Origin of the sequence: Kordia sp. (assembly GCF_022447245.1) — a bacterium.
GTDB lineage: Bacteria > Bacteroidota > Bacteroidia > Flavobacteriales > Flavobacteriaceae > Kordia.
In genome coordinates, this window is record NZ_JAKVBC010000003.1 from 164,101 (window position 1) to 179,418 (window position 15,318).

Here is a 15,318-nt window from a genome sequence, read left to right on the forward strand (position 1 = left end):
TTTGGAAGCATTCATCACCATAAAATCTCTTAAAAAATCATTTAAAAACAGTAAAAAACCTGTAATAAATGATGTGAACTTTTCTTTGAAAAAGGGAAGTATTACTGCTATTATTGGCGAAAGCGGAAGTGGAAAAACTACTTTGACACGACTTATTTCTGGTCTCGAAACTCCTGATGCTGGAAGTATTGAATTGAATTCAAAAGTTGTCAATGATGAAACAACGTTCATTCCTGTAGAAAAAAGAAAAGTTGGCATGGTTTTTCAAGATTATGCTTTATTTCCACACTTGACAGTTGCGCAGAATGTGAGTTATGGAATTGCAAACAAAAAGGATAAAAAACAACGTGTTTTTGAAGTCTTACAACTTGTAGATTTAGTAGGTTTCGAAGATCGATATCCGCATCAGTTATCTGGTGGACAACAGCAACGTGTGGCATTGGCAAGAGCATTGGCTCCAAAACCTGAATTGCTCATTTTAGATGAACCTTTTAGTAATTTGGACGTAGTTTTAAAACTTCAATTGCGAAACGAAATCTTTACCATCTTAAAAACAGAAGGTGTTACCTCAATCTTTGTAACGCATGATACCCAAGATGCCATAGCCATTGCAGACACTATTATTGTTTTAAAAGATGGTAAAATTGTACAACAAGGTTCAGTAGACACTATGTATAATCATCCAAAAACTAAGTATGTAGCAGCATTATTCAATCCGATACATCTTTTTTCTGAAGAAGATTTAAGTTTCTTTAATTTTAAAACTTCAAAAGATAAAACCTACGCGATTAGAATACGTGATTTTTCAATTGATTCAACAGCGGATTATACCATCAAAACAAAAATAACAAGAAGTATTTTTCTAGGAAATCATTATATGAATGTTGTCATGCTTCCCAATAATACTGCAATTAACTTTCATACAGAACAGGAATTACATGGCAAAGTGAATGTTGGTTTTTTCAAAACAGCAATTTTGGAATTTGACATATAAAAGATAGAATGAAAAATTCATCCTATCCTTTTGTATTTTGTCTACTCAATAGCGTCTGTTCCTAGCATATTATCCATTTCTATTTGAAAAAATGCGCCTTCTAGTAATTCTTCTAATTTCTTCAATTCAGTATAACTAACTGCCAAACTTATCATAGAAGAAGGTGTTTCTAACAAGTAGGATTTGCAATTCCCGTGATCATCACAAGCATCACAAATTGGAGGATATTCTAAGGTAGTTTTAATATTATTCAAAAACTTCTTAAAATTTCTCATGGACAGATTGAATCCAATATCATTAAATACCAATTGTATTTTTTTGAACTCTTTAGGTCCACAATGCTTCCAACGAAAAGCAATGCCATAATCATTATCAAATAAATGGTGTATTTCTCTCAAAATAAATGTTTTAGTGATTATTAGATTAAAACTTTCGCATTTTCATATACCTTTTTACACAAAAATTCGTGATCCTCTGGATGCGCAATTTTCACCATTTCTTTTGCGCGTTCTTTTAAGTTTTTAGCATACAAAGAAGCTATACCATACTCTGTTACAATATATTGAACGTGTGCCCTTGTAGTTACCACAGAAGCGCCTTCCTTTAATGTAGGCACAATTCTAGGAATTCCTTTGTTGGTTCTTGATGGCAATGCTAAAATGGCTTTTCCGCCTTCAGAAAGTGTTGCTCCACGAATAAAATCCATCTGTCCTCCTACTCCTGAATAATGTTTTGTTCCAATAGAATCTGCACAAACTTGACCGTATAAATCAATTTCGATAGCACTATTAATCGCAGTTACTTTTGGGTTTTGCCTAATAGTTCTTGTATCATTTACATAACCAACATCCATCATATTGACAATGGGATTTTGATTGATAAAATCGTAAATACGTTTTGTACCAAAAGCAAATCCCGAAACTATTTTGCCTGGTTCTGTTACTTTTTTGCTTCCGTTGATCACACCTTTTTTTACCAAATCAATAATTCCGTCAGAACACATTTCTGTATGAATTCCTAAGTTTTTATGATTGGTTAAGTGAGACAGTGCTGCATCTGGTATTCCTCCGATTCCCATTTGTAGTGTAGCACCATCATCGACTAGATTTGCTATATGTCTTCCTATTTTATCTTCGGTCTCCGTAATTGGTTTAATATTCATTTCTTGCAATGGTCTATCTACTTCTACGCAGGCATGAATTTGACTCAAATGTATGATTCCATTTCCATGAACAAATGGCATGTTAGGATTAATTTCTGCAATAACATATTTAGCAGTGTCAATAGCTGCATTCGAAATATCAACCGAACAACCTAAAGAGCAAAATCCTTTTTCATTTGGTGGAGAAACAGTTACCAAAGCTATATCTATTGGCATTTGTCCACTTCTAAATAATGCTGGTATTTCACTTAAGAAAATTGGAATATAATGCGCTCGTCCATTTTGTACATAAGGTCTAATATTATGCCCTACAAAAAAGCAATTGATTGTAAAATTATCTGAAAACATCTCTGCTGCATACGGAACTTCTCCTTCTGTATGTGCTGAAACTATTTCTACATTTCTCAATTCATGATGGCGATTTGTCATCGCTTGTATTAAAGATTGTGGCGCCGCTGCGGCTGTATGAATAAAAACTCGGTCTCCTGATTTGATTACTTTAACAGCTTCTTCTGCTGTTGTCGTATATGCTTTCATTTTATATTTTTTTGATGTTTCAAATTTAACTATTTAAAATCATTCTAAATAATATTTTATTGATATTTTTAAAGTTAATTAATAAATTTTAGGGCAAAATTACCGTGTGTATTTGTAGCAAAAAATGACATTAAGCATGTTTCCGTATTTTTATTTGATTTTTATAAAAACTAATTATTGAATAAAAATGTACTACTTTTGAAATCTCTTAATTCTTAAAACGGGAATCACTTTTGAAGCCAACTAAAATTGCTATTGTTATATTAAATTGGAATGGAAAAGAATTGTTAGCACAGTTTTTACCCAAAGTAGTGTCATATTCCAATAATGCTTCTATATATGTGGCTGATAACGCTTCCGCAGATGATTCCATTGACTATGTAAAGGAAAATTATCCAACCGTGAAAATCATTCAAAATGCTGAAAATGGTGGTTATGCCAAAGGATATAATGATGCATTGCCATTTGTAGAAGAAGAAATTTTTTGTTTGTTAAATTCTGATATTGAAGTTACCGAAAATTGGCTTGCTCCTATCCTAGCAGAATTTGAAGCAAATCCTGAAACTGCGATTATTCAACCAAAGATTTTAGATTTTAAACAGAAAACACATTTTGAATATGCTGGCGCTGCGGGCGGATTTATTGACAAATACGGGTATCCATACTGCCGTGGACGCATTTTTCATACTTTAGAAGAAGACAATGGACAATACAACGATACCAAAGAAATCTTTTGGGCTTCTGGAGCATGCATGTTTATTAGAAAAGAAGTTTTTTCAGTTCTAAATGGTTTGGACGAAGATTTCTTTGCACATCAAGAAGAAATTGATTTATGTTGGCGTGCGTATAACAAAGGATACAAAGCCAAGTATATAGGAGAAAGTGTTGTATATCATGTTGGTGGCGCAACTTTGGACAGTACAAATCCGCGAAAAACCTATTTGAATTTTAGAAATTCATTGTCTTTGCTGGTGAAGAATCTTCCCAAAGGAAAATTAATTCCTGTTATATTTTTACGCTTAGTTTTGGATGGCATTGCTGGAATTCAATTTTTAGTCAAATTCAAGTTCAATCATTTCTTCGCCATTCTCAAAGCACATTTTCACTTTTATGGACGTTTGTTAAAGATCGTTAAAAAACGTGAAAAGGTTCAGCAAAAAAAGTATTTTGATCAGAAATCTATTGTGTATTCCTACTTTATCAAAGGGAAAAAGCAATATTCTGATTTAGAATAAATGTATTCATTACAAAAGACAAGCTTTTTTATATTATTACTCTTTAGTTCACTGCTGAGTGCACAAGAACCAACTTCTAAAGTCATTTTAGACGAATATAATAAGCTTTTCAATTATGTTCCTAAAAGTCTTGAAAACGATACTATTTACAATCCTGAAATTCGTATTTCAAGAATAGCTTTCAATTCAATTATAAATACTAGACTTCATCATTGATTAAAACATTTTGCAAAATTTTCTCCAAAAGAAATTGATTGGATGAAAGAAAAAATTATGAAACTAGTCTCCGCTTTACATGCAGAAGGAAAATATATTTTGCTCGGTGAAACTGGTGGTTATAAAGGTTGTCGCGAAGAAAATAAGATCGAAACAATTTATTTAAACACTATAAAAATAACTTGTCTGAATTTCTGCTATGGATGTAATGATAATCATTACGATGAAGAATTTATTGAAATTTTCAATTCAACAATGTATCAATTATTGGAAATTAAAAGTCCAGATTATACCACACATCTTTTTTATGGTACATTCAAAGGAAAAGGTGAAAATCGTTCTAAAATTGAATTGACAATGACTCACGAAAGAACATTTACACTTACAATTCAAAAAAAGAACGCTCTAGAATTTTGTGAAGGTATTTGGGAGAATGCTAATGATACACTGATCTTAACATCAAAAAAAATCACACATGTAGAAGATAGAGATAGCACACTTTCTAAAGGAAATTGGGTACAGCTTGACAATGTAAATTTTCAATTAAAATATCGATTTAGAAAAAGTAAATTAATCAAACTTGGCGCTGAGAAATGGAAACTGAAAAAGGTTTTATAATGCTATGTAAAACTTAAAAAGTTATGTAGCGCGTTTATGTCACTTCTACTGCACTTTTTAGACAGTATTTTAAATTTATTCAGGTATTGTTGGACAAGCAAGCTGCACATCTTACAAACACACTTGTTGCTCCGCATCAAAGTGGTCCTACAGATACTGGACAGTCACAAAGTGTTACCCAAGATCCACCTTTCACAGCATCTACATTGCCTTGTAGTTTCGAAATAGACTTTTTGTTAAGGTCTAATGTTTTAAGATTTTTTTTCAAAAAGTTTAAATTGATTTGATTCGTTTTTTAATGTAATCGTATTTTATGGATAAAAATAGAAGCGACAACTCAAATTTATCAATTTGAAGAATCAATACTCCAAAGAAAATTACTTGAAAAATTGAAAACAAATACAATATTTTCAATAAAAAGGAGTTGTTTTTGAAATGTTAAAAAAACGAGGATTCATATCTTTAAAAGTTTGTTAATCCTTGTAAATTCCATATCATTTTTAATACTTTTGGTTAAAGTTTTGAAAAAACCGTTTTAATTATATATAAAATACAAGATTTATGAAGAAGATCCTCTTATTGGCAGCGACAGCTTCCATTGTATTATCCTCATGTGTTTCTAAAAAAGAATTTGCTGATTTAGAAGCTAGACACAAAGAGACGAAAGATTTATTAAATTCCGCAACTGTAAATTAAATGCTTGTTTAGAAGAAAAAGCCTCTGTTACTGCTAAAGCTGATGCTTTGGAAGATCGTATTTCAGATTTGAAAAAAACCAATGAAGATTTAATTCAAAGCACTAAAGAAATCACTGTTTTAAGTACCAAAGGTGCAGAAAATCTTGAAAAGTCATTAGAGAGCATGAAGGAGAAAGACTTGAAGATTACTCGTTTGCAAGATGCACTCAACAAAAAAGACAGTGTTACCTTAGCGGTAGTATCTAGTTTGAAGAAAGCTGTAGGAATTGGTGATCCGGATATTGAAATCAACGTAGAAAAAGGAGTTGTATTTATTTCCATTGCTGATAAATTGTTATTCAAGAGCGGAAGTTATAACGTGACTACAAGAGCAAAAGAAGTACTAGGAAAAGTAGCAAAAGTAGTAAACAGCAAGCCTGATTTTGAATGTATGGTAGAAGGTCATACTGATAATGTACCGTACAAAAAAGGTGTGTTGATTGACAACTGGGATTTAAGTGTAAAACGTTCTACATCTATTATCCGTGTACTGCAAGAATTAGGTGTAAACCCCGGACAGTTAATCGCGGCAGGAAGAAGTCATTATGTCCCATTGGTAGAAAATGATACTGCTGAAAATAGAGCTACCAACAGACGTACACGTATTGTGGTATTGCCAAAGATTGATCAGTTCTACGAAATGATAGAAAAAGAAATGAAAAACCTTTCTGCGGAAGAAAAATAATATAGTTTTAGGCAACTAATTTAAAAAAGGGTTCAACATGGTGTTGAACCCTTTTTTTCTTGGCTTCATTGATACATAGTAAACTTGGACTTACAACAAAAAACTAGACAAAAAGATAAGATTAATAAGCTGCTAATTTTGTTGTTCCTTATTAAGTTCAAATTCCCATGTAAACACAAGCCCAAGATGTAAATGTCTTCTTTTTCTATTATATCAAATTTTTAATTCAGCTTTAATTCCAATAGGTCAATAGTTCTGGTGAATTGCACTGAAAATATAACTAATAAGAATGTTGATAATTTCATCTTCTTACCAACGTTTGAATAATCTTGATTGCATCCAGTCATAATAACAACTTATACTTACTCCTGCGACTTTACAAATCTTCTCTACCAGAAACTTGAATGTATGACATTTTATAAATTGGTATTTATCCTGTCGCTTAAGGAGAAGATACTGATCACCTTTTTAAGATGTCATTTCTAGTTGAAGCTCTTGTAATTGATTTTCGAAGTTTACAGCCTCTTTTTCTTGATCTGTCAATTTTGGTTTTCCTTTTTCTCGGGACAGTATTCTCACCATGGTGTCATGCTGTGTCTGCATTTGATTTCTTGTAAATGTAATTTCCAGCATAGTTGGTTCTTGTATTACTTTCATTATTGCTATCAAATACTGTTTTTTGCTGCTTTATTACTGCCGCATCGTATATATAAGAAATGAAAACATCACTTTCAAAAAAGAAAAACAGCAATTAGCTACTTTACTTTTTACTGTTTTTTGATTATTCCCCCGAAATTAGGACAGTAGTTTAAGGAATTATTTTAAAAGCAAAAACTACAAAACCTATTATTTCCAAGCAGATACTTGTGTACTAAACAAAATGATAGGTATCGAACCACAAGGGATAATAGTGTGTTAGGATTAACGAATATTTTATTAGTGATTTTTGACACAAAAAGGAAAATTAACAAAAGTAGGCTTGCCCCATTACCTCAGCGCTAAGTAAGTCTTATCATCTAAAAATCTAAGAAGTCTACAAAGAAATACTCTGCGGATGCTGAATACGATTGTCTGGATCTAGTTGTTTTTTGATGGCTTTCAATTCTGGAAGGTATTTTCCATAATACGCCGTTTCATAATCTTTGAAATTAATATCCGGATAATTGCGATAATGCGCACGAATTCCTTGTTTATAGAAACGATCTTGCACTTCTTTAAACGCCACTAATCTACTCACTTCTTGCGATGGTTTATCCCAGTATGATTGTAATTCTGATAAATACGGATAGCTTCTATGCGGATATACCGAACGTTTCTCAGAAGCCGCGGAATTGATATTTCCACCAAGCGTATTCACTTGATAAATTAATCCTCTGGAAGAAATTACTTTGGAAATGACATCATCAATGCAACCTTCAATTTCAGCAAAATCTTTATACAATCCTGCACATGCGTTTTTAAAATAGATTGGATGTTGTACACCGTAAAATGTTTTTAAAGCTTTTGGTAACGGTCGTTTGCTTCCAATGGTGGCTTTATCTGAAACTTCTTTGAGTGCATTATACATATCCATCACACCTTTGTTATCGTTCGAATAATTGGTGATGAGAATTGTCAAGGTTTTTCCGTTTAATACAAAAGCGGAAAACGCCGTATTCGGAAGACTTCTTGTGTAACGGAACCAAGTTTCAAGTAAGTTTTTAGCTCTGGCAGTATCTAATTTATAGGCTTTGCAACGATAGGCTTGAAAGAAACTCGGTGCTTGATAGGTTCTAAACTTCATTTTAGTAACAATTCCAAAATTACCATTTCCACCACCTTTACAGGCTTTTAATATCGCTGAATTGCCACTTTCGTGACGAATGTTTCCTTGTCCATCAACGATTGTAATCGCTTGTAAACTATCGCATGTTAAACCATATTTACGGCTAAAAAAACCATAACCACCGCCAAGAGTTAGACCTGCAATTCCAACCGTAGCACAAGATCCTGATGGCAAAATACGTTGTTTTGGTAACATTTCGTTATAAATTTCTTTTAAAATACAGCCTGTTTCTACCGACAAACTGTGATCTGGCCTCCACTCCATTTTTTTCATGGCAGAAACATCTACTACCAAACCGTCGTTGGTACTTGAAAATCCTTCAAAGCTATGTCCTCCACTTTTTACGACTACTTTTAGGTCTTTATAATTGGCAAATTCTACTGCATCTGCTACACCTTGTGTTGTAAAGCATTGTGCTATATATGTTGGCGATTGTTGAAAACGTTTGTTGAATCGGTCAGCTAGATCTTGATATTCTGCATCTGCTTTTTGATAGAGTTTTATATTTTCAGGAAGCAATTCCGGGATTTTTGGAGTTACTTTCTCTTCTTCTTTCGTTGCGGTAGAAGCATCCTTTTTAGGATCATCTGCACAAGCAAAAACCGTATAACCGATTCCGCCCAAAACCACCAATTTTGCAAAGTCTCTTCTATTGTAATTTGCCATTAGCGGAATATTTTACGTTCGTTTAAGGCTCTGTGGTATTTACGTGCATTGATTTCATGCTGACGATTCGTTTTCGCAAAGTTCGAATATCCTGAAAAGTCTTCTTTCGCACAGAAAAAGATATAATCGTGCTTTTCATAATTCAACACAGCATCAATATATTGTACCGAAGGAATATAGATAGGCCCTGGCGGCAAACCTCTGTTTTTGTAAGTATTATATGGAGATTCTAATTCTTTATGCTTGTTCAACTCTCTTTTGATGGTAAAATCGCCCAAAACCCACACCAACGTTGGGTCAGCATCCAATGGAATTCCTCTTCTCAATCTGTTTACATATACTCCAGCAATTTTGGGAGCTTCGTCCATTTTAATCGTTTCACACACAACAATAGAAGCCAACGTAGAGACTTCGGTTTGTGACATCTTTAATGCTTTTGCTTTTGCTTTTCGTTCAGGTGTCCAAAAACGTTTGTATTCTTTAGCTAGTTTTGCAATTAAATCTTCCGCAGAAATATCCCAATATACATTATACGTATTTGGAATAAACATGGTATTGATAGTTGTTGGTGTAAAACCGTATTTACTTGTAAATTTTTCGTCTAAAATGAGTTTTAATATATCATCCGCTGATAATTCTACAGTAGCCGCAATTTTTTCAGCTAATTCAACTTTCGTACGTGCGTTATTGAAGGTTACTTTTGCTTCCTTTTCAACATTTCCCTGACGCAAATCTTCTACAATTTTACTGTAGGCTACATTTTTTGGGAATACATATTTTCCAGCTTCCAAGGTGCCTTCTTTCAGATTTCGGAGCACTGCATATTCTTGAAACTTTTCTGTATTTTCTATGATGCCTTTAGTTTTCAAGCCATCTAAAACTTCATCAAACGTTGCTCCTGTTGGTACATAAAATGCTGTTTCTTTTTGAATACTAGCTATTTTTTTTCCGTAGAAATACATAGAAGCTTTTGGATATACATAAATTCCAACTGCAATAACAGCAAGAAGCAGTATAAGTCCTATGAGTTTAAATTTCTTCATAAATGTGTAAAATCTATTTTAAAGAATGATATCAATATCTCCTTTTCCTTCCCGAATAATTTCTGGTTCATACCCAGATAAATCAATAATAGTAGAGGCTACATTATCTCCATAACCGCCATCAATTACAGCATCTACAAGATTGTCCCATTTTTCTAAAATCAATTCTGGATCAGTTGTATACTCTATAATATCATCGTCATCACGAATAGAAGTAGATACAATAGGATTCCCCAATTCTTGTACCAAAGTGCGTATGATATTATTATCTGGCACACGAATTCCGACTGTTTTTTTCTTTTTAAATACTTTTGGAAGATTGTTGTTTCCCGCTAAAATAAATGTATACGGACCTGGTAATGCCTTTTTTAGAATTTTATACGTTGGTGTATCAATCTGACGAATATAATCGCTAATGTGGCTCAAATCATTACAGATAAAGGAGAACTTTGCCTTTTCTAGCTTTACTCCTTTTATTTTAGCTACACGTTCCAACGCACGGGTATTGGTAATGTCACAACCCAAACCATATACGGTATCCGTTGGATAAATTACTAAGCCGCCATTGCGAAGAATGTCTACGACTTTTTTTATTTCCCTCGGATTCGGATTTTCGTTATATAGTTTGATAAATTCTGCCATACAATACATAAAATTTAGTCTTACAAAAGTAATTGATTTTTGACAATAATACCTAGTACATTTTGAATCTCTATTTTTTCACCATAAAAAACTCTAAGTATGTTAATTAAGATAGAATCGTAAATGCTTTCCGTTTTATTTTTTTAACTTTTTTACAAACCAAAACTTTATATCATGTTAAAAACAATTTTAAATCTTAAGGGTGTTTCTTTATTAGATAAGGAATAGCAAAAAAAGCACATAGAGTAAGACTTCTAATTTCAAACGCATGTACTGAAAATACACAAGGATAGCCATGCGGTCTACCTCATTGTCCTAGGTTATGAGGACATTTTAACGGGCAACCATATTACTGGCCATATTAAAATTATAAAACCGCTGGTTGTCATATCTACGTAACACCAGCAGTTTTTTTGCTTAAATAATATTACATAAACTGTTGATTTTAAATCACTCACCTAGCTTTAATTTTAAGTCAAAATTAAGATTTGTGTATACTTTTTTTTAAGATATTGCGTTATGCTATTGCATTAAAATTTGGTTCATGAAAAAGTCGCTCTACATTGGTATTTTAAGTCTGTTTATTTTATTGAGTTATTCGTGTAATTCTGAGGATTCAGAGTTGAATATAACTCCTTCTCCAAATGATCCTTCTACAATTGTAGCCGTTACTTCACTTGATGTTTCGTATGGTTCTGATGAAGACCAGAAGTATGATTTATATTTACCACAAAATAGGACATTAAATACCAAAGTGATTGTTTTAGTGCATGGTGGTTCTTGGGTTGCCGGTGATAAGTCAGATATGAATGATTATGTAGAGTTAATTCAGGCAAACTTACCTCAATATGCTATTGTGAACATTAATTATCGCTTGGCAGATCAAAACAATCCGCCGTTTCCAATGCAATTAGACGACATTACAAGTATTATCAATGATTTGAAAGTCCGAAATGAAGAATATATTATTTCTAAAGATTATGCCTTTATAGGCACAAGTGCTGGAGGACATTTATCACTTTTATGGAGTTATGCGTATGACACGCAAGGCGATGTAAATATGGTCGCTAGTATTGTAGGACCAACAAATTTATCGGATGATGCATATCTAAATAGTACCAATCCTGCTGTACAAGCAGCATTTGCAATATTTGGTAATGAATTATCAACACAGTTTTTAGAAACCTACAGTCCTCTTCACAGAGTAACGAATACAGCACCTCCGACAGTTTTATTCTATGGCGGACAAGACCCTTTGATCCCAAATTCGCAAGGAAGTAGTTTGAGCGATCGTTTAACGCAACTTGGTGTATCGCATGAATTTACTTTTTATCCTGAAGAAGGTCACGGTTGGGACGGACAAAACGCAATTGATACTTGGAATAAGCTTTCTACTTTTGTGGAAGAGCATCATTGATTTGGGTGTTTGGTATGATATCCAATTTTACATTTGTACTACTTCTATTTTATCTTATAAATCTGTAAGCATGTAATTATTATATACTATGGAATTCTTAAAGTTTTCTTAAAGTGGTATGAAAGTTGATTGTGTAGACTCCAAACTTTAGTCTCAAAAACCGATTTTATGAAAACAATTATCTCATTTGTGTGGATACTGTTAGTTGCCGCAATCAGTACCGCACAAAATGCGCCAATATTAAAAGTTGGCAACTCACAAATAGGTCTCAATTCCTTAGACATTTCCGTAGAAATTGTAGGCAATAAAGCCATTACAACCTTTGATATGTTGTATTACAACCCAAAAAATCAAGTGTTGGAAGGTGAATTGTCATTTCCACTTGGAGAAAATTTTAATATATCTCGCTTTGCGCTAGATGTAAATGGTAAACTCCGAGAAGCTGTCGTCGTTGATAAAGAACTTGGAAGAATTGCTTTTGAAGAAGTAGTACGTAGAAGAGTTGATCCTGCATTGCTTGAAAAAGGCACAGGAAACAATTATAAAGCACGTATCTACCCGATTCCTGCCAGAGGTTACAAACGCGTTGTACTCGCGTATGAACAAAAATTATTATATAAAAAAAGTGGTTATTATTTTGATTTGCCACTGAATTTTAAAAACCAGCTTAAGAAGTTTTCTTTAGACATTACTGTTTTTGAACAGGATGATGCACCTGTTATTGAAAAAGGAAAAGTCTCTGGATTGAATTTTAAAAATTGGAAACGAAATTACCGAACACAACTTGAAAAGTATAAATATGTCCCAAATAATAGTCTACTGATTAAGATTCCAACACAAGTGAATACAAAAAAATTGGTAGTTTCTGACGATTATTTTTACTCACACTTGATTTTAAATCCACAGAAAAGATTACGAAAAAAAGCAAAAAACATCACATTACTTTGGGATGCTTCGCTTTCTATGAAAGATCGTGATATTGCGAAAGAAATTGAATTATTGGACAGCTATTTTTCATACGTAAAAAACATCAATGTACACTTTAAATCATTTAGTAATAAATTGATTACAGAGAAAAGGTTTACCATTAAAAACAGGGATTGGAATGCATTGCGAAACGAACTCAAAAATACGACATACGATGGTGGAACAATGTATGATATGCTCAATACAAAAACAGAAAATGACGATTTAGTATTGTTGTTTTCTGATGGAATTCAATCCTTGAGCAATGCTAAATATTATGCAGAAACACCTTTGATTGTTGTGAATAGCAATAAAAAGTCAAATCATCCAGCATTGAAACAAATGGCGGAATCTTCAAAAGGTGTATATATTAATTTGACTGTAAAATCTGCCCAAGAAGCTTTTGATCATTTAAAGCATCAACAGTATCAATTTTTAGGATATAAATCGTATGTAAAAAATATTGACATTTACCCTAGAGCTTCTGTAAATATTGACAATACATTTTCTATCACTGGGAAAAATTTAAATAATTATGAAGATGTCGTTTTGTATTTCGGATACGATTCTGAAATTACAGAAAGCATTACGCTCAATTTAAAAGAAGCACAAAAAGCGGCTACGAATGTTCCTCGTATGTGGGCACAAAAACGATTGGCGTTTCTTCAACAAAATTCTAAAGCAAATAAAAAAGAGATTATACAACTTGCTACAAAATATAGTTTGGTAACCGATTATACATCGCTTATTGTCTTAGAAAATGTAAGTGATTATGTGCGTTATAAAATTGAACCGCCAGCAGAACTGCTAGAAGAATACAATCGATTATTGGCAGAGATGGAACGCGATAAAGGTAAAAAAGAAATATTTATTGATGTAAGGCAAGAGCAAACGGATGAAGAAGAAATGGTGATTACTGAGCAAGTTATGGAAACGAGCAATATTCGAAGTGTTAGAGGCAATGAACTTTCGAATACACCAATGCAGATCAGAGATGACATAAGTAACGAATCTGAAATCATGCCTGTAGAAGATGTAGAAGTTGTTGAGGAAATAGAAATCGAAGAAGCTGAAGACGCTGAAGAAGAAATTGACGAAATTCCGTTTAACATTATTGAAGAAGCACCTGTATTTCCAGGTTGTGAAAGCCTCCAAAGAACTTCCGAACGTAAAAAATGCATGTCACAAAAAATACAAGAACTTGTTTCAGAAAATTTTAATGTCAGTATTGCCAACCAATTAGGTTTGTCTGAAGGAAGACAACGCGCCTATGCATTGTTTACGGTGAATCAAGATGGAATCGTTGAAGATATCAGAGTAAGAGCACCTCATGAACGTATTGAAGAAGAAGTGCGTCGTGTGATAGGTTTGTTTCCTAGAATGCTTCCAGGCAGACAACGAGGAAGAAATGTAAATGTTCGATATACATTACCTATCGTTTTTAGAGTTGGCGCTAATGGAAATGCTGTTCAAAATACAACTAATACCACTGTAACAACTCCAATAGTTACTGAAACACGCCCAAAAACTCCAGTAATTCCATACCAATATAAAGGAACATTACAAGTAGCTGATCTTCGTTCAAAAGCACCATATATTGTAGAATTACGCCAATTTAAAACAGTTGCAGAAGCTTATGATTTTTACTTGTTACAGCGTGCTCAGTATGAAGGCACACCAGCATATTATGTAGATGTTTCCAACTTTTTTAAAGATGAATTAAAAGCTGTAAAAGTATCGAATCAAATTTTATCTAATATAGCTGAAACTGATTTTGATAATTATGAATTGTTAAAAGTGTATGGGTATCAATTACAAGCTACAAATCAGCATAAACTGGCGTTGTTCATTTTTAAACGCGTGTTGGAATTGCGAACAGAAGATGTACAATCGTATCGTGACTTAGCGCTGGCGTATGAAAATGTAGGTGATTGTCAAGAAGCATTCAATATTTTGAATGATATTCTTTCTGGAAAGATTTACGAACAAACGCATAGACGCAATTTTGCAGGTTTGAATGGAGTGATTATGAATGAAATGAACTATTTACTAGAAAAGTATAAAGGCTATATTGACACGAGTAAACAAAGTTCTATCGTGTTTGAACCTGAAACCTTTGATGTGCGTATTGTGGTCGATTGGAATCATAATGATACCGATATTGATTTGCACGTTATTGATCCAAATCGTGAAGAATGTTCGTATAAGCATACCACAACCAAAATTGGTGGAAGCATTTCCAAAGATATGACACAAGGATTTGGTCCTGAAGAGTTTACTTTAGTAAATGCCATCAAAGGAGATTATTATATAAAAGTGAATTATTACGGTGATCGCTACCAAAAAATTGAAAATCCTACGTTTATGAAAGTTACTATGTATGCGTATTACGGAACATTAAAACAAATCAAAGAAGTCAAAATTATTCGATTAACGAGATCAAAAGATAATATCATTGTTGCAAAGATGACGTTTTAGTTTTTGTCGGTTGGCTGTTGGCTGTTGGCTGTTGGCTGTTGGCTAATAAAAATAGTTTTCAAATCAACATTTAACTTTTAAAATAAAAAAAACGCCAG

The 15,318-nt window shown here is 33.1% G+C and carries 12 protein-coding genes and 1 pseudogene; 6 read left to right on the forward strand and 7 right to left on the reverse strand.

The window, feature by feature from the left end; genetic code table 11:
• Position 1: 1 nt before the first annotated feature.
• Positions 2-994, forward strand: a complete 993-nt coding sequence (locus MK119_RS03450; RefSeq protein WP_290670923.1) for an ABC transporter ATP-binding protein — start codon at positions 2-4, stop codon at positions 992-994.
• A gap of 41 nt (positions 995-1,035) precedes the next feature.
• On the opposite strand, the gene MK119_RS03455 is transcribed toward MK119_RS03450, so the two are convergent.
• Both MK119_RS03455 and MK119_RS03460 read right to left on the reverse strand, forming a co-directional pair.
• Positions 1,036-1,392: a hypothetical protein gene (locus MK119_RS03455; RefSeq protein WP_290670925.1), complete on the reverse strand. Its 357-nt coding sequence runs from the start codon at positions 1,390-1,392 to the stop codon at positions 1,036-1,038.
• A gap of 20 nt (positions 1,393-1,412) precedes the next feature.
• The gene (locus tag MK119_RS03460; protein WP_290670927.1) at positions 1,413-2,693 is read right to left on the reverse strand and encodes an acetyl-CoA hydrolase/transferase C-terminal domain-containing protein; all 1,281 of its coding nucleotides are present in this window, start codon (positions 2,691-2,693) and stop codon (positions 1,413-1,415) included.
• 233 nt (positions 2,694-2,926) lie between these two features.
• Here MK119_RS03460 and MK119_RS03465 point away from each other — a divergent pair, with 233 nt between their 5' ends.
• Positions 2,927-3,928, forward strand: coding sequence for a glycosyltransferase family 2 protein (locus tag MK119_RS03465; protein WP_290670929.1), 1,002 nt, complete (start codon positions 2,927-2,929; stop codon positions 3,926-3,928).
• A gap of 273 nt (positions 3,929-4,201) precedes the next feature.
• The gene (locus MK119_RS03470; RefSeq protein ID WP_290670931.1) at positions 4,202-4,762 is read left to right on the forward strand and encodes a hypothetical protein; all 561 of its coding nucleotides are present in this window, start codon (positions 4,202-4,204) and stop codon (positions 4,760-4,762) included.
• A gap of 136 nt (positions 4,763-4,898) precedes the next feature.
• Here MK119_RS03470 and MK119_RS03475 read toward each other — a convergent pair whose 3' ends face one another.
• The gene (locus MK119_RS03475; RefSeq protein WP_290670932.1) at positions 4,899-5,030 is read right to left on the reverse strand and encodes a hypothetical protein; all 132 of its coding nucleotides are present in this window, start codon (positions 5,028-5,030) and stop codon (positions 4,899-4,901) included.
• A gap of 293 nt (positions 5,031-5,323) precedes the next feature.
• Here MK119_RS03475 and MK119_RS03480 point away from each other — a divergent pair.
• Positions 5,324-6,183, forward strand: a pseudogene (locus MK119_RS03480) (OmpA family protein).
• A gap of 468 nt (positions 6,184-6,651) precedes the next feature.
• Here MK119_RS03480 and MK119_RS03485 read toward each other — a convergent pair.
• The 4 genes from MK119_RS03485 to MK119_RS03500 all read right to left on the reverse strand — a co-directional run bounded on the left by MK119_RS03485 (position 6,652) and on the right by MK119_RS03500 (position 10,359).
• Positions 6,652-6,840, reverse strand: a complete 189-nt coding sequence (locus MK119_RS03485; protein WP_290670934.1) for a hypothetical protein — start codon at positions 6,838-6,840, stop codon at positions 6,652-6,654.
• 376 nt (positions 6,841-7,216) lie between these two features.
• Positions 7,217-8,674: an FAD-binding oxidoreductase gene (locus MK119_RS03490; RefSeq protein WP_290670936.1), complete on the reverse strand. Its 1,458-nt coding sequence runs from the start codon at positions 8,672-8,674 to the stop codon at positions 7,217-7,219.
• Positions 8,674-9,717 (reverse strand): endolytic transglycosylase MltG, encoded by a 1,044-nt coding sequence (gene mltG, locus MK119_RS03495; RefSeq protein WP_290670938.1) that lies wholly within the window; start codon positions 9,715-9,717, stop codon positions 8,674-8,676. Before mltG ends, MK119_RS03490 begins: the two co-directional genes overlap by 1 nt.
• Positions 9,718-9,735: 18 nt before the next feature.
• Positions 9,736-10,359, reverse strand: coding sequence for an L-threonylcarbamoyladenylate synthase (locus MK119_RS03500; protein WP_290670939.1), 624 nt, complete (start codon positions 10,357-10,359; stop codon positions 9,736-9,738).
• Positions 10,360-10,903: 544 nt separating this feature from the next.
• On the opposite strand from MK119_RS03500, the gene MK119_RS03505 reads away from it, so the two are divergent.
• On the forward strand, positions 10,904-11,776 hold the full coding sequence (locus MK119_RS03505) for an alpha/beta hydrolase (protein WP_290670941.1): 873 nt from the start codon (positions 10,904-10,906) through the stop codon (positions 11,774-11,776).
• Between the two features lie 168 nt (positions 11,777-11,944).
• Complete coding sequence (locus tag MK119_RS03510) at positions 11,945-15,220, forward strand: VIT domain-containing protein (RefSeq protein ID WP_290670943.1); 3,276 nt, start codon at positions 11,945-11,947, stop codon at positions 15,218-15,220.
• Positions 15,221-15,318: the final 98 nt, after the last annotated feature.

Bases quoted from the DNA above. Each gene is read 5' to 3' on its own strand.
- MK119_RS03470 (WP_290670931.1), top strand. From the start codon at position 4,202: ATGAAACTAGTCTCCGCTTTACATGCAGAAGGAAAATATATTTTGCTC.
- MK119_RS03490 (WP_290670936.1), bottom strand. From the start codon at position 8,674: ATGGCAAATTACAATAGAAGAGACTTTGCAAAATTGGTGGTTTTGGGC.
- MK119_RS03460 (WP_290670927.1), bottom strand. From the start codon at position 2,693: ATGAAAGCATATACGACAACAGCAGAAGAAGCTGTTAAAGTAATCAAA.
- mltG (WP_290670938.1), bottom strand. From the start codon at position 9,717: ATGAAGAAATTTAAACTCATAGGACTTATACTGCTTCTTGCTGTTATT.
- MK119_RS03485 (WP_290670934.1), bottom strand. From the start codon at position 6,840: ATGAAAGTAATACAAGAACCAACTATGCTGGAAATTACATTTACAAGA.
- MK119_RS03510 (WP_290670943.1), top strand. From the start codon at position 11,945: ATGAAAACAATTATCTCATTTGTGTGGATACTGTTAGTTGCCGCAATC.
- MK119_RS03500 (WP_290670939.1), bottom strand. From the start codon at position 10,359: ATGGCAGAATTTATCAAACTATATAACGAAAATCCGAATCCGAGGGAA.
- MK119_RS03505 (WP_290670941.1), top strand. From the start codon at position 10,904: ATGAAAAAGTCGCTCTACATTGGTATTTTAAGTCTGTTTATTTTATTG.